The sequence below is a fragment of the Tahibacter sp. genome, from assembly GCF_032229445.1.
Lineage (GTDB): Bacteria > Pseudomonadota > Gammaproteobacteria > Xanthomonadales > Rhodanobacteraceae > Tahibacter.
Genome location: NZ_JAVTWC010000093.1, coordinates 65,273 through 87,430 on the forward strand (window position 1 = coordinate 65,273; position 22,158 = coordinate 87,430).

Here is a 22,158-nt window from a genome sequence, read left to right on the forward strand (position 1 = left end):
GCGCAGACTCGTTCGCAACGGCGTTGGCGCCCGCCTCGCAGGTGCGATGGCGTACGGCCCCTCGTGTCCGGATCCTTCGCCGCGCCGTGCAAACGGCTCAGGCCGCCAGGCAGACCCCAACCAACGTCGGCTTGCGAGGCCGCGCATGTCCTCGCTATGCTCCGCCGCGTCATTGGGGAGTAACTGCCTTCCAACGAAGGAGCCGACGTCAACAGACTTGGTCCACAGACCATGGCGTCGGCGGCAATAGTGAGACCTTTGACTCTGTAGTCCAAGCCGGGGCCGGCGATGGATCGCAGGGTCATTGGTTCATTCATCGCCGGCCCTGGAGTCTCTCGTGGAAGCCCTTCTGTCCTCCTTCACGCTGGTTGCGATCGCCGAGATCGGCGACAAGACGCAGCTGCTGTCATTCGTGCTCGCGACACGATTCCGTGGCCAGCACTGGCCCATCATTGCCGGCATCTTCGCAGCGACGATCGTCAACCACCTGCTCGCCGCGCTGGTCGGCGATTCCGTAGCGCGCGCACTGAGCCCCGATACCCTGCGCTGGATCCTCGGCCTGGGTTTCCTTGCGTTCGCGGCCTGGGCGCTGATACCTGACACGCTCGACGAGAGCAAGCAGAACGTTTCGCGCCACGGCGCCTTCCTGACGACGCTCGTGCTGTTCTTCCTCGCCGAGATGGGCGACAAGACCCAACTCGCCACCGTTGCGCTCGGTGCGAAGTATTCGAGCCTGCTGCTGGTCACGATCGGCACGACGCTGGGCATGATGGCCGCGAACGTGCCGGCCGTGCTCGTCGGCGAAAAACTCGCGCAGCGCTTTCCACTGGGCAAGATGCGTTTCGTCGCCGCGGCGCTGTTCGCGCTGTTCGGAGTCCTGATCCTGCTCAAGGTGAACTTCGGCCTCGGCCTCGGCGGAATCTGAAGTGCGCTCGCGCTGGCCACGCCGGCAGCGCCGGCGCGGCCGCTCGCGTCGCCCTGAAGTCGCCGCTTGACGCGTCGTGCACGTCGTAGCGCCGAGGATGCCCGCGACACGGAGGACACCTCATGAGCAAGCAGAAAGCAGCGCCGGCGACTGGCCGTCGCGCCAAGCCCACCAACGACACCATCGGTAATGGTGGAGAATTGCACCGCAGCGCAGCCGGCGATCATCCGCCGCTGACCACGAACCAGGGCATCCCGGTTCCGGACAACCAGAACTCCCTGAGGGCTGGTATCAACGGCCCGACCCTGCTGGAAGATTTCATCCTGCGGGAAAAGATCACCCATTTCGACCACGAGCGGATTCCCGAGCGCATCGTGCACGCACGCGGCTCGGCGGCGCACGGCTATTTCGAACTCACCAAGTCGCTCAAGCGCCACACCACCGCAGCGGTGCTGACCCAGGTCGGCGAGCGCACCCCGGTTTTCGTGCGCTTCTCCACCGTGGCCGGCGGTGCCGGCTCGATCGACACACCGCGCGACGTGCGCGGCTTCGCAGTCAAGTTCTATACCCAGGAAGGCAACTGGGATCTCGTCGGCAACAACATCCCGGTGTTCTTCATCCAGGACGCGATGAAATTTCCGGACCTCGTCCATTCGGTGAAGATGGAACCCGATCGCGCCTTCCCGCAGGCGGCCAGCGCGCACGACACGTTCTGGGATTTCATCTCGCTGACGCCCGAATCGATGCACATGATCATGTGGGCGATGTCGGACCGCACGATCCCGCGCTCACTGCGCATGATCGAAGGCTTCGGCGTGCATTCGTTCCGCCTGCTCAACGCGCAGGGACAATCCACCTTTGTCAAATTCCACTGGCGGCCGAAGCTCGGCCTGCAGTCGATGGTCTGGGACGAGGCGGTCAAGACCGCCGGCGCCGATCCGGACTACCATCGCCGCGATCTGTTCGAGGCGATCACGTCGGGTGCGTTCCCGGAATGGGATCTTGCCGTGCAGCTGTTCAGCGAGGACGACGCGGCGCGTTTTCCGTTCGACCATCTGGATCCGACCAAGCTGATTCCGGAAGAACTGATCCCGCTGACCGTCATCGGCCGCCTCGTGCTGGATCGCTGGCCCGACAACTTCTTCGCCGAGACCGAACAGGTCGCCTACTGCCCAGCCAATCTCGTGCCCGGCATCGACTTCAGCAACGATCCGCTGCTGCAGGGGCGATTGTTCTCGTATCTCGATACGCAGCTGTCGCGCCTGGGTGGACCCAATTTCCACCAACTTCCGATCAACGCGCCGAAATGTCCATTCGCCAACCTGCAGCGCGACGGACACATGCAAACCCAGGTGCCGCGCGGCCGCGTGAACTATGAGCCGAGTTCGCTGCAGGCCGATGCGCCGCGCGAATCCCGCAGCGGCTTCCGTTCGTTTGCGGCCGAGGGCGACCCCGGCGCCAAGGGACGCCTGCGTCCCGAGAGTTTCGCCGACCACTACAGCCAGGCGCGCCTGTTCTTCCGCAGCCAGACCGCGCACGAGCAGGCGCATATGGCTTCGGCACTGGTCTTCGAACTGTCGAAGGTCGGCACGCCGCACGTGCGCGAGGCCGTCGTCGGGCACCTGCGCCACATCGATGCGGACCTGGCCCAGCGCGTCGCCAATGGCCTCGGGCTGCCGGCCCTGCCGCCGGCGCCGGCCGCCGCGGTCGAGCCGCGGGATATGGCGCTGTCACCTGCGCTGCGACTGATCGGCCGCATGAAGCACACCCTGGAGGGCCGCTGCATCGGCATCCTCGTGGACGAGGGCAGCGACCTCAAGGCCGTCGATGTGCTGCGCAAGGCGATCGAGGCAGAAGGCGCGCAAGTCAAGATCGTCGCGCCGAAAATCGGCGGTGTGCGTGGCAGCAAGGGAGCCTGGCTGCCGGCTGACGGGCAATTGGCCGGTACGCCGTCGCTGGTCTTCGATGCCGTCGCGCTGGTGCTATCCGACGCCGCCGGCGCGAAGCTCGCGCGCGAAGCCGCGGCAGTCGACTGGGTGCGCGATGCGTTCGGCCATCTCAAGGCGATCGCGTTCTCGCCCGGCGCTCAAGCGTTGCTGCTGGCCGCTGGCGTCGAGGCCGACGACGGCGTGGTGCCGCTGGCCGGAACGGCTGTATTCCTGGAGGCCGCCGCCACGCGCCAGTTCGACCGCGAAGCCTCGGTGCGCACGCTGGCCTGAGTGCACTGGCGAAGGCGGCGTGCTGCCGGCGGTCGAGCGCCGACAGCACCCGGCGGCGGGCAGTCGATGGACCGCCTGCTGCCGCGAGTGGTCTGCACGGTCACACATCGTGCAATTCGCTGCAAACACCGCCGCGCGCGCTGGTGGATGCGCATTACCACGCTTACGGCCGACCCAGTTCTTCGCGATGGCGCTCTCGCACGCGCTACCGCCCCGGCATCGCATCGTGCACGACCTGTCGCGTGGGCATCGGGCAGTTGTCCGGCCGTGGCCATGCGGGAGCGAATGGCACGCCGCGAGATACCTCACGGAGGGCATTGGCACAACCCGTGCTCAATCCCAGCCCTACTAAGGAGAAAATCATGGCAGATCGCAAGAACACGTTCGAACAGGGCAAAGCCGCGCTGCGCGACATCAAGGACAGCCTCACCGAAGGCGCCGAGGGCGTGCGGGACGGAGTCCGGCGCGCCGCTGGCGACGCGGCCGATGCGTTGCACGACGTCGGCGACACGGTGGGAACGCACGCGCGTCGCGCTGCGCATGCGGCGCGCGCTGGCGCTTCCGCAGCGCGCGATGACATTGGCGACGCCGCGGCGGATGCGGCCGATCACCTGGAGGATGGCATCGAGTCGGTGCACGACGAGGTCGAGGAAGCCATGTACGGCGTTGGCGACGATCTGGACGACGCCATCAAGGCGGGCAAGGCTGCCTGGGCAGAGGCGACCGACGCGGTGCGGGAGGTTTCGCGCGATGCCGTGGCTTCGGCGCAAGATGCGCTCGCCGATGCCCAGGAAGGCGTGAGCGACTATGTGCGCGCCAAGCCGCTGAAGGGGCTGGCCATCGCCGGTGCCATCGGATTCGTGCTGGCGCTGCTGCTGAGGCGCCGCCGCTGATGGAGTCCCCGGCTCCGCCCGAACGGTCCGACGCCGCGCGTTCGCTGCTCGACCGGGCAGCGCGCGTCGTGATCGTCGGGCGCCATTCGGTGCCCATCCTGCGCGCGTGGGCCGGGCTGGTTCGCACGGAAGGGGACCTTGCACGCGAAAACCTGCCGCGGATTCTGGTCGCCGCCGGTATTGCCGCGTTCGGTGTCTTTGTCGTGTTCACCGCACTCATTGGCGGCGCCATGCTGGGCTTGCGCGAAGTCGGCTGGCCGGTATGGGCCGCGACTGCACTACCGGCCGGCATCGGCCTGATGGCTGCCATCGCCGCGGGCGGGTTCGCTTACGTTCGCTTTGATCGCCTGACGTTTATCCAGACCCGGCGCCGCCTCGGCGTCCTGCTGGAGGTGCTCGATGAGAGGTAACGCGTCGCCTGACGCGGTGCACGTCGCTGCCTGCCGGCTCGATGATCGTCTCGTGGCCTGTGCGCACGCCGTCAAGCAGCGTCCGACGCGACGCGCCCTGACCAATCCGTGGGTGATCGCCGGCGCGGCGGTCGTGTTCCTGCTGCTGCCGCGCCGCTTCAAGAAGCCGATTCTTCAGGCGGCGCTGCCGGTGGCGCTCGGCTTGATCAAGAGCGGCTAGACGAAAATCCGTCCCCCCGGGTAAATCGAAGGGGACGCATCGCAGGAACCTCGAGTTCGCTGCGCTTACCCGGCGCGCAAACTCACTCAATCCTTCCTCACTCAAACCTTCGCGCTGCCTCTGAACGGCCTGCAAGCTGCTCGGACGATCCTTGGATCGCCCGACAGCCCCATCCCATTCACTGCAGCCGCCGCAGGGTGAGTGCGAGACACACCAGTTTCCGGTCGCCGGTTACGGCTTCAGGAATCAGCTGGCTCTGCTGGAAGCCTCCCTCGGCAGCGATGGCGGATCGGTGAAATCCTTCGCCTCTGTTGCCGCGGAGCTGTAACGAGTACCGGCTATCGACTGAAGACGCTGGGCAAGCGGCGGCTTGGCGTGATTGAGCAACACGTAGGCCGGATGGGGCGTGAGGTTTGCGAGGCTGGTGACGGAGAGCTTCTTCAACGCGGATATGACGCTGTCTGGATTACCGGTCGTGCTTGCAGCGAAAGCATCAGCCTTCGCCTGCGTACGGCGCGACATGTAGTTGCGAACGATAGAGAACCCGAGCTCAACCGGCGGGAATACCAGGCTGAAAAAGACCAACCCAAGGTAGACCGACTGCTGTACCCCGAACGCACGGAAAATGCCCGGTTCCCAGATGAACAGCGACATCAGGTAGAACATGATGCCGATCATGCCAACGGTTCCGATCAACCCCAGGAACCAGTTGTCGAAGCGGTCCCTGCCGATGGCCAGAGCGACCGCCGCCACCATCTCGTCACGGCTTACGCTGCGAATCAGGTTATCGTTCAGGACGATGCTCTTGCTGTTGCCGAAGCCGCGCAGGAAAGCGCCGGCAACCGCGGTCCGCTGCGATGTGTCGACGACAACAATGTCCTTGAACCGGAAGTTGACGCGCTTGGCGTATTCGGCGACGGCGGTTCGAATTTCACCATCTTCGAGCGAGCGGTATTTGTTGAACAGCGGTGCAAGCAGCGGCAGAAACACGTCCTGAATGAATACGCCGCAGACGGAAACGAAGAGCCAGACATAAAGGAAGGACTGGCTCCCCATCTTCTCGAAGATCCACAGGATGCCAAATACCGGCAGTGGCAGCATCACCAGCCTGCCTATGAAATTCTTGGCGTAGTCGACAAAGAACAGGGCCGGCGTTGTTTTCCCCACGCCGAACTCGCGGTCTATCTTCAGCTTGTAAAGGTAGAACGGCACTTTGAGAAGATCGATGAGGAGCACATAGGACACGACAAAGATCGTGCCGCCGACCAGCGTCGACAAGCCGAAGCTGCGCAGGAGATTATCCGCCGCTGCGAAGCCTCCCACGAACCAGAACGCCAGTACGCAAACAAGCGCCGAAAAGTTCTTGATGAATTCGTAGATGGCCGTCTGCTTCAGATAGTCGCGTGACCGCTGGTGGTGATCCGGCTGGTAGATTTCCTGCAGTTGTGCCGGAACAGGCTGACTGGCCGCGGCCACGTTCATCCATTCCGAAAAGCGATTGGTGGCGAAGAAAGTCAAGATCGCGCTCAATATCAGGACCGTTACAACGTCCATCCCCAAACTCCTGGCATTGGTGCACCGGACGCGGTGTCTGGCGCATCCCTTTGATAAATGGCATGCCACGCGGCGGAAAACCCTGCGCGGCCCCCCGAACATCAAGCGTCAGCGATTAAAATACCAGCCGAAGTCACTATCGGCTCCAGCCTCGTCGCAAACGCTGTTTGCAGCCGTCCTGCTGTCGAAACGGAATTTCAATTCCCTGAAGTTATCGAGCGAATCGAGAACACTCGGAAAATCCATCCCGAAATCGATGAGCGCGGCAACTTCATCCACGCCGATGCGCTCCAGCGATTCCACCACCCGCCCACATTTCTCCAGGTCGCCGAGTAGTGACCGGCTGTCGAACAGATCACGGAATGCCCCCTCGAGGATCAGGTCCCGCTCGGCGTCAGTCATCGGCGCCTGCTGCGAGCTGAGCTTCTTGTCGTCATTCTTGGCCAGCAGGAAACTGGCGAGATAGCGTTTCAGGGGAGCTTCTACCAGTTTCCTGACCGTCTTGTTGTCCGTCCCGATGAACGTATGCAGGCCGACCGTTACGATGCCCGCTGCAGGATCATGACCGAAGCGCACCCTCGCGTCGCGATACCGGGCGATGTTTTCTTCGATTGAATTCCATGAGTTCAGCAGAGCCAGCACGTTGAGCCCCAGCTCGCCGGCCTTGGTCCAGATGCTCGGGTCGCTGCTGAAGACCAACCAGAGCGGGATCTGTTGCTGGACGGGTTGCGGGTGGATCCTGATATCGACAATGTCGTTGCCAATCGGACAGCCCAGGGATTTCCCGGCCCATAGGGTCCGGACTTCGTCGATTTTCCGAAATGTCACTTCTTTTCTTTTTTCGTAATTTTCCGGATAAAACACAAAGTCGCGTTTGTGCCAGCCGGTCGCGAAGCAGACGCCGGCCCTGCCTTTGGAAATCTGATCAACCAGCGCCCATTCCTCGGCGATCCTCACCGAGTGATGGTGAGGCGCCACCACCGAACCGGCTCGAATCTGCAGTTGGTTCGTTCGCGCCGCGAGCGCTGCCGACAGCACAGCCGGGTTGGGAAACGAGCCGCCAAACTCCTGGAAATGCCTTTCAGGCGTCCACAGAGCAGTGAAGCCATTCTGATCCAGGTATTCGGCAACCTTGAACAGGAACGCATAGCGCTCGGCATGGGCATAGTTATCTTCTGCCGCAAAGACAAAGCCACTAAATTTCATACGCCACCCCTTGTGTGCCGCGAACCGAAGGAACCAGCTTGCGGGTGGCAGCCGCTGCGCGCGTGTCGCCTAGGAAGCGATCGATCGCCGTGGCACATTCCCGCAGGTGCATCGGCATGGAGAGGTGATCGCAGGCAAACTCGATGAGACGGAATTCTCCTTTCAGGAAGGGCCTGAATCCCTTGGTGGGATCCGAGGAGAGACCGATGATCTGCTCTTCTTTGGCTTCGTAGTGGTGCGCCCCCCGTTGCCCTTCGTACACCGCCGGATTGTAGAAACCCTGGCTGGCCATGATCATCAGCGTGTTAACGTCGCGGGGCAGCGCGCCGGGGTGATAACGCGTATTGGCGTGCCGGTTCGCCTTGTCGACTGCGAAATGTGATGCGATCACCCGTCGCGCCGCAGTGAAAGACAGCTTCGCCGAAGAATGCGCGGCAAGATGGCGTGCCATCACCTCGATCTGATCTTCCTCTGCCAGATTGTTCAGCAACTCGAAATCCAATACCTGATTGACACGCCAGCGGTCAAAGATGATCCCCGCCAGGCCAATCTGGTTGAGATCTTTGCCGTCGACTTCAAGGCGCATCTCGCCGAACACCGAGAATGCATCGGTGTTCGGCATGTAAGGATCAATCAGGATGAGGTTCTCGACCGGATGTCCGGCGCGCTGCAGCTGATGGCAGACCTCATAGGCAACGACGCCGCCGAACGACAGGCCAAGCAATGTATACGGTGCAGCGACAGGACTGCTCAATAGCTGATCGGCGAAAGCGCCGGCCAATGTCTCAATCGTGGGATAGGTCAACGCCCTGGCGCCGAGCCACTGCTCCAGCGCATACATCGAATAGTCGCGCCCCAGGTGGAGCGAGAGGCTGGTCGCGTAGCCTGCGTCACCGTACAGGGTCGGAAAACAAACGATGTTCCCCTGGCGACCGGTGCCATTCAAGGTCACCAGACCCGGGCGAAGATGCTGCGTGCCGGTACTTGCCTTCGTTTCAACGCGCGATCGCGGCCTGTGCGGGGCGGACCGGCTCACCAGCATGCGGCGTTCGAGATCAATCTGCCGGTAGTTCGCCTCTGCAACCGGCCAGGCCTGCGCGACATAATCCGACGGACTGAGTGACGACTCGATCACCGTCATCGCGCCGGCATATGGCGCCGGCTTGATGAGGGTGGCGGCCAGCAGTGCGTTGAGCTGGGCCAGGTTACCGGCTGCCCGCGTCAGCCAGGCGTCGAGCATGTTTGCCGGCATGGGTACACGTCCATGCTGCGTCAGCAGCGCGCCCATCGCCGAAACCAGCACTGCGGGTTGTTCGCCGCTTCGGGCACGCGCGGCAATGGCGCTTACCTGCGCTTCCGGCGCCGCATCGGCACCCCATGCGCACGCATACATCTCGAATAGCTGAGGCATATCCACGCTGGCACCCGGCTGAGGGTCGACCAGAATCACCTCGTGCAGGCGATTGCCGATGACTGGCAGATCGCACAGCTGTGCGGCGACCGTTGCCATACTGGAATACGCGACGAGACGGAACCCGTCGCCACAGTCGATGTCCCGCAGCGGTTCGGCCAGCTCGCGGGCCAAAGTAGACAGGTTCTCGAACGCTACCGGCTCGCGCGCGTTCGCGTCACCAAAGCCCGCAAGCTCGATGCCGATGACGCGCTGTCCTTCGGCCAGCGTATCAATCCAGTGCATGCACCAGGTCAGGTCACCGGAAGGTCCGCACAGAATCACCAGCGGGTATTGCGCCAGTCCCGGCTTGATGTTCAGCACGGAAACGCGCGGCCGGGATGCAGGCTTGGCGCCGGGGTTTGCCATGCTGGCCGGCACATTCGTCTGCGCTGCCGGGTCCGGCGTGGGGTTCGCGGCGGGTTGCGGCGCATGAGCTTCGGCCGCGACGGACACGTCGCCGCGATCAGCCGCGACGATGGATTCAGCGATGAATCCGGCAAGATCCAGCAGGGTCGGATTTTCCAGTACCGCAGCGGCGGGTAGCTCGCTGCCATACTCCTGCTGCAGGCGCTGCATGATGCGCAGCCCCGACAGCGAATCCACGCCGAAATCGGCGAACTGGCTTGTGGGATTCAATTTTTCCATGGGGATGTGCATGGTCTCGGAGAACACTCGTGCGATGTTCTCCAGAACGGCCTGCTTCACGTCGACCGCGTGCAAGGCGGGCGGACTGGCTACTTCGGTGCGGGATTTGTCCGCGCTTACATTCGCCGTGTCCTGCTGCGGCGGTTGCGTGGCCACGGGTCCCGGCGCGGCGGGGGCCGGCCGTGCGGGCTCGCGCTGTGCGCGGCGCAGCGCCGCTTCCTCTTCCGTCACCAGGATGACTTTGCCGGGCACCCAAACCGATTCGCGCTCGAACGGGTAGCTCGGCAGGGATGCTTTGCGATACGACATTCCGGCGAATAGCGAATCCCACGATGCCGGCCCGCCCCGGACCCAGGTCTCGGCCGCCGCGCGCGGACTGTCGGACGTCAAGGCTGCGCTCACAGGCGTGGAGGCATTCGTGCGTTCGGCATGGCCGCTGACGACATCGCTGGACGGTTCGTCAGTAATGAACCCAATCAGCTGGTTGAGCAGCTGCGGTCGGGATGTCGCCAGCATGGCTACGCGGTGGGGAAATGCTTCGCGCCCCCTGGCCAGGGTTAACGCCACATCATGCAACTGCAGCGTCTCGTCGCTGGTGATCCGCTTGAGCAGCGCGGTGCAATAGCGCTTGAGCTGAGCCCTGGACTGCGCACTCAGAACGACCGGATACGTGGCCGCGCGCGCGCCAGCGGTGGTGTTGCGCTGGAAACACGAGCCCTGCTGCAGCACCTGGTGGACGATCACGCCACCGATGCCGAAAGAACTCACGCCGGCCGTGCGGGGTAACTCGGAACCTGTCTGCCAGGAAAGCTTCTCGCGAGGCAGGTACAACCGGCTGTCTTCGAGTTTGATCATGCTATTGACCGTATCGAGCGTTGCCAGCGGAGGAATCACGCCTCGCTCAAGCACGAGAATCGTCTTGATCAGGCCTGCAATACCGGCTGCCGTCTCCAGGTGACCGATGTTGGCTTTGACCGTGCCAATGGCGCAGCGAGCCGCCGTGCTGTCGGTAAACACCCTGCGCAGCGCGTTGATCTCGATCGGATCGCCGATCCGTGTGCCGGTGCCGTGGGCCTCGATATAACCGATCGTCTCGGTGCCAAGTTCTGCATCGTCCAGCGATTGGCGGATCAGGCTGGCCTGCGAGACAACGCCAGGAGATGTCATCGACGCTGCCCTGCCGCCGTGACGGATGGCGGTTCCCTTGATCACGGCACGTATGTTGTCGCCATCTTCGATCGCCTTGGCCAATGGCTTGAGCAGCACGAAGCCTACGCCTTCGCCGCGCACGTAACCGTCGGCCTTGTCATCGAATGACTTGCACCGCCCATCCCTGGCCAGCATGCCTGCCGCGCCGAACATCAGGAACGCAGCGCAACCCAGGATGATGTTGACACCGCCGGCCAGCGCGAGCTGGCATTCGCCGCTGCGCAGCGATTGCACCGCACGATGCGCTGCAACGAGGGAGCTGGAGCAGGCTGTATCTATCGCTTCGCTCGGCCCGTGCAGATCAAGATTGAACGAGATGCGGTTGGCATGTGCCGAAAACAGCGTGCCGGTGAAATCCCGTGCCTGATCGTCTTTGGCCAGCAGGGTCAGGATGTCCGCATACTCGGACGTGGCCACGCCGACGAAGACTCCAGTCAACGATCCCGACAGCGCGCGCGGATTGTAGCCAGCATCCTCGATTGTCTGCCAGGCGCACTCAAGCAGCAGGCGCTGCTGCGGATCGATGGTGCGGGCCTCCACCGGAGAGATCTTGAAGAACAGCGGATCGAACTTGTCGAAATCGTCGAGGAAGCCGCCCCTGAAGAAATAATCGAACTCCGGATACGCCTGGCGGGCCGCGTACAAAGTAAATTCTTCGGTGCGCCGTGTCGGGAAGCCTGTGATCGACGTCTGCCCTTCGCACAGGTTCTGCCAGAACGATTCGAGATCCGTACTGCCTGGGAACTGCCCGGCCATGCCGATGACCGCGACGTCTTTGTCCCGCACGGTAATCGCGGCTGGCGCAGTCACCGCGGCCGGCGCTACCTGCGCTCGCTGCTCGACCACGCGCGAGGCTGCGCCGGCCTGATCCGCGCCACGTTTTTCCCCGAAGTCACGCAACGCCAGTACATGGCGATCAAACAGCTGCTGGGCGAAGCTGCCTAGCGATGGATGGCTGATGAATGACCGCACGTCGATGCCGATATCTTGCGGCAGGTTGAGACGCCGAAGCAGCTCCGACGAATTGACCGCATCGAAACCGAGTTCACGCATCGGCATGTCCATGCGGATTTCAAGGCGATCTATCTTGAGCAGGTCACTGACTTGCTCGGCCAGGAATTCCCGCAGCAGGTCAAGGCTCAGGCTAAGGCCAGGCCCACCGGCCAGCGGGCTGTCGGCGCCGCGCACGGGTGCCGATGCCTGCGGGAAAACCAGCTGAACCGGGTCGTGCAAAGCGGGCGGCGCGGTTTTCACGGGTGCATGCGAAGCGACAGAAATGACGGCTCCGTCCGCCGCGACTTGCCCGCCGGCGGCACCGGCCAGCCGGCCCGCATGCGACTCGAACAAATAGCGCGCGAAGCTGCCCAGCGTGGTGTGCTCGAAAAAGATCGTGACATCAATGTCGATGTCGTAGGGCTCAGCGAAGCGAGCCACCAGCTCGGACAGGCTGATCGAATCGAAACCATATTCGCTCAGCGGGCCCTCGATGCGGATCTCTTTCGCGTCGATCGACAGTACGCTGCAGACCTCCCGCACGACCAGTGATTGAATGTCTTCCAAAGTCGGTGCAGCGGCATTGCCCCCCCCCGCTCCCAGCGCGGAATCGCGTTCCGCGCCGGCAGCGATCCGCAATACATCCTCTTCGGTGAGCAGGCAAGCCCCGCCCGGCGCGGCAGCCGGCAACTCCTTGACGGCTGATGCAGGCGACGTGACGGCGGCCGGCACATGCAGCGCCGAGATCTTTGCGGCGTGATGCTCAAAAAGGAAATTTGCAAACTGCTGTACCGTGGTGTGCTCGAAAAATACCGTCACGTCGATATCGATGCCGTAGGGCTCGGCAAAGCGCGCCACCAGCTCGGTCAGCGTGATCGAGTCGAATCCATATTCGCTCAGCGGACCTTCGGGATGAATGTCGGCCTGGTCAATCTTGAGGACTTCCCCGATCTGTCCGCAGACCAGCGTCTGTATGTCGGCCAGCGTGATCGTGCGGTCATCCACGGCCGTTACCGGCGTCGCGGCAGCATTAGTCATGATTCTTGTCGCTCCATCGCCAGTGCCTTTTTGGTCATTTTGCATTGGGTACACAGCTGCCACAGGCCTCGGTTCTGCCTTTTCAAACCAGTGCCTGACCTCTTCGAACGGGTAGCCCGGCAACGCCAGGCGACCGGGGAATTCGCCCGCATACATCGCCAGCCAGTCCACTTCGCCACCACTGACCCAACGCCTGGCTAGCGCCGCCGGCGGTGCCTCGCTATGCGGCTCCGCTTCTGCAGCTGCCCGCGAAGCGGATTCCTCCACTTCACCGCTAAAGCCATCGCGGATAGCGCCGCTCCCGGCGAACTCCGCAAGCTTGCCGCGCAAGTCAGTCAGATCCGAGAACGCCAGGCACAGGCGGAACCGCTGCGCCACGCGACCCACCTGCGCGGTAAACGCCACCTCGGCCACAGACAGATCCGGGTGGTTCGAAAAATACTGCGCCATCCGGTCCGCATAGCGGCGCAGGATCGCCGGCTTGCGCGCCGATAGCGGAAACAGCAACAGACCGCGGCACGGCGCAGTGCGCGCCTGCGCCATGTAGTCCTCGATGATGACGTGGACATTGCTGCCCCCGGCCCCGAACGAGCTGATCCCCGCCCGCCGCGGTCGCGCGGGCGTGAACGGCCAGTCCCGGGTTTCGCGCACAAGCTGAAGGTTGGGCCCAAAATAGTTGGCCTCAGGTTCGGGAGCAAAATCTGCAATCGTCTTCGCCAACCTGCCCCACCGCAGCTGCAGCACCGCTTTGGTGAGCTGCGCCATTCCGGCCGCCGCCTCGAGATGGCCGATTCCGGGCTTGACCGAGCCGAGCCAAAGCGGTCGGTCACGCCGCGACTCGGCAGTGCCGAATACGCGGCCCAGGGCATCGATTTCGGCCTTGTCGCCGAGGCGAGAGCCAGTGCTCTGCAGCTCGATGTAGTCGATGCAATCCGCGCTGAGCCCGGCCTTGTCCAGCGCTCGCCGGATCACAGCGGCCTGCGCCGCTGCCGAAGGCACGGCAGTAGCCGTGGAACCGTTGGCGTTGGACGCGACAGCCTTGACGACTGCATAGATATGGTCACCGTCTGCCCGCGCCGCAGCTAGCGGTTTGATAACCATCGCGCCCACGCCTTCACCGACCAGGAAGCCGTCCGCGTCTGCGGCAAATACCCGGCATTGTCCGCTGGGTGAAAGCATCTTCATCGCATCGAGCGATGCCAGGTGAGAAGGATGAAGTACCAGATTGACACCGCCGACGAGCGCGACCGCACAATCGCCGCTGCGCAAGTGCATCACCGCCAGATGCAAGGCCGTGAGCGCGGAGGAACAGGCGCTGTCGACCGTGACGCTGGGGCCGGTGAAATTCATCAGTCGCGACACGTTGTTGGCCAGTGCGTAATGCGCTGATGACGCCGAGGCCGGATGATTTTTTGCCCACTCGTCGGCGGCCAGCAATTCGTAATGCCCATACATCGTGGCCGCGAACACGCCGACCCCATTTTGGGTATCCGTGGTATCCAGACCGGCAGGCGTGTACCCCGCATCTTCGACGGCCAGCCAGCAGGTTTCGATCAGCAGCCGCTCCTGCGGATCCATGCGTTGCGCGTCGCGCGGCGAAACATGGAAAAACAGCGAATCGAAGCAGTCGATACGATCCAGATAACCGCCGCTGAGCATTCCGGCGGCCAGTGGAGCAGATGCCGGCCAACGGTCGGTCGGGGTCGGGCCGAAGGCGCTGTGGCCTGCGACGAGATTCGCCCAGAAGGTGTCGATATCGGCAGCACCCGGATAGCGACCGCTGATGCCGATGATCGCAATTTCGCCCACTTGGGTGGATGGTTCGCCAAAGTCAGGCGGGCTGGCAGCGCGCACCGGTCGGTGCGCCGGATACGCCTCGCTACTGACTTCGGGTGGCAGCATGGCCCCCTCCCCGGCTGCGACAGCGCCGGCAGATTCCGCATCCCGCGACACACCTGATTCCTGCGCGTGATGAGAGCGCCCGTCGGCCACCTCTCCCGCCGTGATGGCTGCCATGTGGCGAGCCAGTGATGCGATCGTGTTGTGGCGGATCACGGCCTCGTTGGACAGTGCCGGGCAGCGAACGCGAAGGCGGTCCAGAAGCTGCAATGAAACGATGGAGTCCACGCCGTAGCGGTTGAAGCTGACGTGATCGCCGAGTTCATCTGGCGGAATTCTCTGCAGTTCGGAAAGGTGCTGGCGAATGACGCCGGCGATTGCTACTTCGTCCGCCGAATGGGCAATGTCCACCGATGCGCTGGGAACGCCGCTTTGCACTGCCGCGGGCGAAGAATCAGGCCGTGCGGATTCAGTCACAGCCTGCGCGCCATCCCCATGCCCGGCCCAGGCAAAGCAGGCGAAGTGACCGAATGCATCGCTGTGCGGGCTGTCACCGATGAACTGGATATCGGTAAACCCCGCGTGGCGCAGCAGGTGCGACCATCGTTCTGGCTTCAGCAGCGGTGAATGTTCTATCCGCTGCGCAGGATCCTCGAACGTCCACCAGCCTGACGAAAGGCCGAAGGTCAGAGTCATGATGTCTTTTCGCTCGCAAGCCTCGTTCAGCATCAGCACGCCACCATCGCGCAGCAGCGAGCGGCAATGCTGCAGCACCTGCCCGATTGAGCGCGTGGCGTGCAGGACGTTGGTCGCGATCACGACGTCGAACTGGTTACGCAGCTGGCGCTGCGACGCTTCGTCCTCAATGTCCAGGACAGCGAAGGACATCCGGGCGGCCTGTGGTCCGAAGCGCTCCCGGCCGGCGTTGACGAAGCTGCTCGATATGTCGGTAAACACGTACTCCACGGCGGGCTCCCCGCGCGTGAGCGCATCCAGCAGCAAGCGCGTGGTGCCGCCTGTGCCGGCACCGATCTCCAGCACGCGCACGGGTCGACCGCGCGGGCAGTGCGCCTCTGCGCGCAAATAGGCTTCAAGACCATGCCGGATGACGCGATTGAACAGATCGGAGGCCGGATTGTCCCGATACAGCGGTGCGACCAGCCGGTCCGATCCGCGCGGAAACAGAACTTCCGCATAGCTCATCCTGCCGCCCATCACGGCGGCGAGATGGTCCATGCAGCGCCTGAACAGGGTCAGGATGGGAGCAGTATCCGCGTGCGCCTGCGCGAGCTGTTCAATGCGCGTCTCGACCTGAGCCCGCGAGGCCACCGGCCGCGCACTCAGGCTCACGCCGCCATCGACCTGGTCCAGCCTGCCCGCGCCGACAAGAATCGCCATGCAGGCCTGCAGCAGGGCCTGATAGTCGGGCACGACGCACAACTGCCCTATCACCTCCGCCACCGGCCAGATGCGGGTCTGCTGCAGGAAAAGGCCGGCATCCCGCAAGGTGACAAGCAGCAATTCCTCGACACATGTCTGCAGTTCGTCGCGTATGCCTTCGCCGGCACCCAGGTCAATGTTTTGGACATCCAGCTTTTTCCAGAACCGTTCCAGGGACGACTCGAACGACCGGCGCGCGGTATCGGGCGCGCGAAGCGGTGACGTGCTTGCCGCCGTCAGCACATCGTCGGAGCCGGTCACGACCTGGCTGAAATCCCCGTTCACTGCAAGCTGCAGCAACGCCATGCCCTCGGCCGTCGACAGGCCTGCAATGCCCTTTCGGGCAAACGCACCGACATACTTGCTGGTGGCGACGATGCCGACTTCGCGCCAGAACCCCCAGTTGATCAGGACGATTTTCGGCGCGTCGTCCCGCTGCCTGAAGGTGTGTATCATGGCCCGCGCATAAGCGTCTTCAAACGCCGACGCCGCGGCGTAGTTCGCCTGTCCCTCGGTGCCGTTCTGCGAAATCGCCGACGAATACAGAACAACAAGGTCCCGACAGAGCGGCGCAAGGTATCTGAAGAAATTCACCACGCCCGCGGTCTTGGGCGCCAGCACCTCGTCGAGTGCCTCCCGGCTCATCTGCCGTACAGACACATCACGCAGAACCACGGCCGAATGGAAGACACCATCGATGCGGCCATAGTCCGATTCAATATCCCGCGCCAGCTTGAGCACGTCCTTGGTGGAGGTGATGTCGGCACGGTAGTGCAGGATCCGCCCGCAGCCCGGCTCCTGCAACTCGATCAGGCCGCGCGGTGTCGAGCGGCGCCCGACCAGAATGACGGTAGCCGAGTACTGCTCGGCGAGAAATGCGGCCGTTGCCGAACCAAGCCCTCCGGAGCCACCGACAATGAGATAGGTGCCGCGGGCTTTCAGCGCGTCGGCATTGCCGATGTGTGTGCGTGCCACCGGTGCGAAGGACTCGGTATGGGCGACGTCATGGCGGATGGCTACGGCACTGTGCGGCAGCGAAGGCAAGTCCGCGCGTAGCCACTTGCCCAGGTATTCACGCCGTGCTGCCGGCGCGCGTGCGGCGATGTCGGCGCTGTCGAAGTCCAACAGGGCGACCTTCGCGCCCACCAGCTCCCGCGATAGCGATCTGGCGAAGCCTGCGAGACTGCTGCTGGCAAGGTTGAAGTTTTCGCCGCCTTCTAGCTGGAAAACGTCATCGGTGACCACGGTCAACTCGACGCGGGCATCGCTCAGACCGAACAGGAGCTTGGAAAGGTCGAACAGGGAGTAAAGCGCGTTCCGGTCGAGTGCGCCGTCCACATCGGAACCGTCGCGCTGCGCGGCGGCGCTGTCGGACAATCCTACACAATGCAGCAGCCGCACGCGCCGGCTGCCGGCGTCATGCAGCGCGTCTTTGATGTGCGACCAGTCCTGGGAGGCCGAAATGTCCAGGCGCCGTACATTGTCTTTGCCCAGTGCCTCGATCAGCGCATCCAGCAGCAGGCTGGGATGCGGCGGCGCCAGCACCAAGGTAAAGCCGGCCGGCTCTGGCTCCGGTCGCGCTGACGGCAATGCATGCACTTGCCAAAGCGGACGATACAGATTGGTGCCGCCAGCAGTCACGGAGCTGGCGCTGCTCGTGGCGCGGGCGCAAAAATCCAGATAGGCGATACATTCGCGGTCGTGCCGGTCGAGTAGACGTATGTCGAAACGCTGCTCGTCGGCGCTACTGCCGGCCCGGCGCACAGCGACCGAGCGGACGATGTGCTCAGCCGGACGCTGCACGCGTATCTCGGCGCAGGAAAAAGGCAGGAATTGGTGGCCGGCGCGCGTGTTCATCAGCGCAATCGACTGCAGTCCGGCATCCACGATGGCGGGGTGGAACAACATTGGCTGATAGCGCCTGGCGCCGTCAGCTAACGGATCAGCCTGGCGTATCGTCGCCAGGCACCCATCGGCTCCGAACGTAGCGGACTCGATGCCGCAGTAAAGCTCGCCATACGCGTAGCCTGCCTGAGCGAACAGCCGGTAAAGCTCCGCGCCAGCCATCGACTGCATGCGGTCGCCGCTCGTCGCCGTGGCCTGCCCGGCCTGCGCCGCATCCGGCGGCGCGGGCGCGACAAAGCCGCGCGCGTGGGTGCCCTGGGCCGCGACCTCGAACGCGAACTGGCCGCGTTCGTGCGTAGTCAGAGTGACCGTGACGTCCACTGCCTGATCCACATTCAGCACGCTCGCATAGATGACATCGCGAAAGCTCAGCGGCGTCCCGACTGCAAATGTTCCCAGCAGCGCAGTCGCCGCGCGAACCAGTTCGAGTTGCAAGGTGCCGGCGACAATGACGTGTGAGTTGAAGCGGTGCTCCCCGACCATGGGTTCGGTAGCATCCAGGTGGAAGACAACACGCGCATCACCGGCGGCCGGCCGCTCGATGCGGTGCCCGATCGGATACCGCGCAACCGGCGCTTCGGGCGCGGTCGGGGCCTGGCGGGACATCGCCTTGTTGTCATGGAACCAGCAACGCTTGCTCTCGAACGGATACAGCGGCAGCGCAATCACGCGGGTGGCGGGTTCCTCGTGCCAGGGTATGCTGCGGTTGTCAAGCCAACTGTCGGCGAGTGTCGACCACGCCGCGCGTCGTATCAGTGCCAGCATCTGCTCCGCTGGCATGGCTGCCTGCACTGTCAGGGGGCGTTCGGACATGCAGTGATAGCGCCAGGCCTGATGCGTTTCCTGCCGGATGAAGCTGCAGAGGACAGCCAGCAACTCGTCGTAGCCCTGGGCGATGACTGCAAGCCGGCAATCCAGCGACGCGCGCGCAGTGCGCAGCAGCGTCGCCAGATTTTCAGGCGGCGGAAGACTTGCCTGGGTCTTTCCTGACTGCAGCCACTGAATATAGGTCTGCACGAGCGCATCAAGCCGACCGCGCGTCATCGCCGAGAAAAGGAACAGCTGTGCCCCTGCCGGCGGTGACGCGGCAACTGTGTGTGGATCCTCGACGCGGTCCCGATGCTCCAGGATCACGTGACCATTCGAGCCTCCGGCTCCGAACGAACTCAGCACCGCGATCCGCCTGCCCGCCGGACCGGCAATCCAGTCCGTCGCAGCCTGCGGCACGAAGAAATGCGTCTTGTCGATATCCAGCGCCGGATTCAATGTGCGCGAATGCAGGGACGGGAATATCGTCGCGCTCTCAAATTGCAGCAGGATCTTCGTCAGGCCTGCCAGCGCGGCGGCTGGCTCCAGATGGCCAATGTTGCTTTTGATCGAACCGATCGCACAGGGCGACTGTGTCGTGTGTCCGGCTCCCAGACCAAATGCCCTGCCAAGCCCAGCCAGCTCAATCGGATCGCCAAGCTGGGTGCCTGTGCCGTGCGCTTCGACATAGCTCACATCCGCGGCACTCACTCCGGCCTCGGCAAGGGTTTCGGCAATCAGGCTCGCGTGGGCGACCGGACTGGGCACCGTATAACCGTTGGTGCGGCCGCCGTGGTTGAGGCGGCATGCCTTGATGACGCCCAGAACGTTGTCCCGGTCGCGCTGCGCATCGCCAAGCCGCCGGAGTACAAGCGCTGCAACACCCTCGCCGGGCACGAAACCGGTTCCCCCGGCGCCGAAGCTGCGGCAGCGCCTGTCGGCCGACAGCATGTGCGCAGCCTCCAGCACCCGGTTGCGAAGCGGGTCCAGATTGAGGCTGATACCGCCGACAATAGCCACGGCAATATCGTCATTCCTCAGCGCGGTGCAGGCGATGTCCAGCGCCGACAGCGATGACGAGCACGCGCTATCGATGGACAGGCTGGGGCCGTGCAGGTCGAGGAAATACGATACGCGGTTGGCCACCGACCAGGAACTCGACTGCGCGCACACCGCCTCGCCGGGCTGATGATCACGCGCGACCAGCAGCGAATATTGGCCCGCCGCGATACCGGCATATACACCCACCCGGTGACGCGGCTGGCCCAGCGCATCGTGCCGCAGGCTTCGCGCATGTAGCTTTTCCACGCTGTAGCCGCCGTTTTCCAGCGCGTGCCAGACGGTCTGCAGGAAAAGGCGCTCCTGCGGGTCTATGTTTTCGGCATCCCGCGGCGAGATCCCGAAGAAGTACGGGTCGAACATTTCCACATCGTCAAGATAGCCGCCAGCCGTCAGCGACGCGTGTGCGTCATCCGTGCTGAAACCCACGAGCGGCCAGCGCGCTGCAGGAATTTCGCCGATGCAATCGGCACCCGCGCGCAAGCGTGCCGCCAGGGCGGCAATATTGGCCGCATCCGGATAGCGGCCGGCGACGCCGACGATGGCAATGTCCTGCTCAAGCGGCGTCGGCCGGCGCGTGCAGGAGCGCTGTTCCCAAGCCTGCGCGGATGACGAATGCACCGGCTCAGCCAATGAACTGTCTTGCGCTGCCGGTTTGGGCACCTGACGCGGTTGTACAAGCAGATGCTGCGCCAGGGCGCGAATCGACGGATATTCGAAGAACACGGTCTTGGCAACGCCCTGGAACTGTGTCGCCAGCTCCACGTTCAGGCGATTGATCATCAGCGAGTCGAGGCCATAGGCATCGAATGTCTGGTCGGGATGTATCTTTTCCCGCGCGGTCTCGGTGGCTTGTGCGATCGCCGTGACAAGAAATTCGACGATGCTGCCGATTCCGTCCGGCGCGGCAACGTCCACCGGCAAGGACTGCGCCACTGGCTGCGCCACGCCGGCCAGCAACCGCTCCAGCTTGGGGCGTTCGCCGAACAGGTACCAGCGCTGCGTTTCCCCGCTCGCCAGCATTGCCTCCAGCGTCTGCATGCCGGTTGCAACGGGCATCGGGTAAATGCCGAAAGCCTCGGCCTGAGCAGCCTTTTCCTGCGCCGACAACCCCATGCTTCCGCCATCCCACAGTGGCCAGTGGAGAGCAACCGTGCGTCCCGGCGCGCCCGCGGCACAGCGCAACGCGGTCATCGCGCTCATGGCGCGATTCGCCGCGGCATACGCCGCCTGCCCAGTATTGGGCAGCGAGGTAGCCATGGATGAACACAGGGCGAAGAAATCGAGATCGAACCTGCGGCTGTGCAGGTCCAGCCGATGTGCTCCGAGCAGTTTCGGTGCCAGCACACCGGCAAAGCGCGACACATCCTGCCTTATGAAATAGCTGTCATCGAGCACGCCAGCGGCATGGATGACGCCATGCAGTTCGCCATGCAGCGCGCCAATCTGCGCCATCAGCCCGGCAACCTGTGCGTCGTCGGCCACATCAACGCTGAAGTAGTCGCAGCTCAGCTGCGCGTCGTCGAGCGAGCGGCGCAATCGCTCGTCCAGGGGACTACGGCCCGCGAGCACCAGCCGGGCGCCGTAGCTGTGCTTCAGATGACGCGCGATCTGCAGTCCAATACCACCGGCGCCGCCCGTAATCAGGTATACGCCGTTCTGGCGCAACCCGACGCGTGAGATCGGCGCTGACTGCAGGTTCTCGACCAGGACCGGCCGGTAGCAGGTGCGATCGACCAGCGACAGCTCGAAATAGGCGCCAACGTCCAGTCCGGCCAGCGCGCGCAAGGCGCGCAGCGCCGTTTCCACGTCGGGGGATTCGGTGTGGATCACGCTTATGACGCAAGCCGGATGCTCTGCGCGCATGACCTGCACCAGGCCGGCAATGCCTTGCGACAGGGACAGGTGGAAGCGGCCATGGCACGCGAACAGCACGCGCTTGCCGGGATGCCGACGCAAGGCGCCAAGCCACTGAAAAGCCGATTGCAGCTTTTCCTGGCACTCGTCTGCGCAATCGGCCCCAAGCAGCAGAAGAACCGCGTCGCAGTCTGCCAACGGCAGATTTTCACTGTCGGGGGCGGCAAACGGAATTGTCCACTGCACGCCCGCCAGCGCGCTGTCACAGCGTGTACCGGCGGTGAGGTCGGAAATCAACACCATGGCGGCCGGGTAGGACAGCGCCGCCGGTTCAAGCCGCTGCTGGGAGCAACTCAATGTCAGCAAGACGCTAGCGTCCGACGCAAGCGCACCCGCGTTTGCCCGCAGATCCGCCAGCAGGCGCTTGGCCTGCCGCACATCGATCTCACGGCGTTCCAGCGCCTGCAAAATTTCCAGCTTTGTCAT

The 22,158-nt window shown here is 63.7% G+C and carries 8 protein-coding genes and 1 riboswitch; of the genes, 5 read left to right on the forward strand and 3 right to left on the reverse strand.

What is annotated here, in order from left to right; genetic code table 11:
* The first annotated feature begins 161 nt into the window (after positions 1 to 161).
* Positions 162 to 335, forward strand: a riboswitch (yybP-ykoY riboswitch).
* Positions 336 to 337: 2 nt separating this feature from the next.
* The 5 genes from RUU78_RS15860 (at position 338) to RUU78_RS15880 (ending at position 4,667) form a co-directional block, all read left to right on the forward strand.
* Positions 338 to 925, forward strand: coding sequence for a TMEM165/GDT1 family protein (locus tag RUU78_RS15860; protein WP_313918301.1), 588 nt, complete (start codon positions 338 to 340; stop codon positions 923 to 925).
* Between the two features lie 122 nt (positions 926 to 1,047).
* Positions 1,048 to 3,144: a catalase gene (locus RUU78_RS15865; protein ID WP_313918303.1), complete on the forward strand. Its 2,097-nt coding sequence runs from the start codon at positions 1,048 to 1,050 to the stop codon at positions 3,142 to 3,144.
* Positions 3,145 to 3,506: 362 nt separating this feature from the next.
* Positions 3,507 to 4,037, forward strand: a complete 531-nt coding sequence (locus RUU78_RS15870; RefSeq protein ID WP_313918305.1) for a hypothetical protein — start codon at positions 3,507 to 3,509, stop codon at positions 4,035 to 4,037.
* The gene (locus tag RUU78_RS15875; RefSeq protein WP_313918307.1) at positions 4,037 to 4,447 is read left to right on the forward strand and encodes a hypothetical protein; all 411 of its coding nucleotides are present in this window, start codon (positions 4,037 to 4,039) and stop codon (positions 4,445 to 4,447) included. The genes RUU78_RS15870 and RUU78_RS15875 overlap by 1 nt, the downstream gene beginning before the upstream one ends.
* On the forward strand, positions 4,437 to 4,667 hold the full coding sequence (locus RUU78_RS15880; RefSeq protein WP_313918309.1) for a hypothetical protein: 231 nt from the start codon (positions 4,437 to 4,439) through the stop codon (positions 4,665 to 4,667). The genes RUU78_RS15875 and RUU78_RS15880 overlap by 11 nt, the downstream gene beginning before the upstream one ends.
* Before the next feature lie 246 nt (positions 4,668 to 4,913).
* Here RUU78_RS15880 and RUU78_RS15885 read toward each other — a convergent pair whose 3' ends face one another.
* From RUU78_RS15885 to RUU78_RS15895, 3 genes are all read right to left on the reverse strand, one after another.
* Entirely contained in the window at positions 4,914 to 6,221 is a 1,308-nt protein-coding gene (locus RUU78_RS15885; RefSeq protein ID WP_313918311.1) for a M48 family metallopeptidase, read from the reverse strand.
* A 108-nt stretch (positions 6,222 to 6,329) separates the two neighbouring features.
* A complete protein-coding gene (locus RUU78_RS15890) occupies positions 6,330 to 7,427 on the reverse strand; it encodes a MupA/Atu3671 family FMN-dependent luciferase-like monooxygenase (RefSeq protein WP_313918312.1) in 1,098 nt (365 codons plus the stop codon).
* Positions 7,417 to 22,158, reverse strand: a complete 14,742-nt coding sequence (locus RUU78_RS15895) for an SDR family NAD(P)-dependent oxidoreductase (RefSeq protein ID WP_313918315.1) — start codon at positions 22,156 to 22,158, stop codon at positions 7,417 to 7,419. The genes RUU78_RS15890 and RUU78_RS15895 overlap by 11 nt, the downstream gene beginning before the upstream one ends.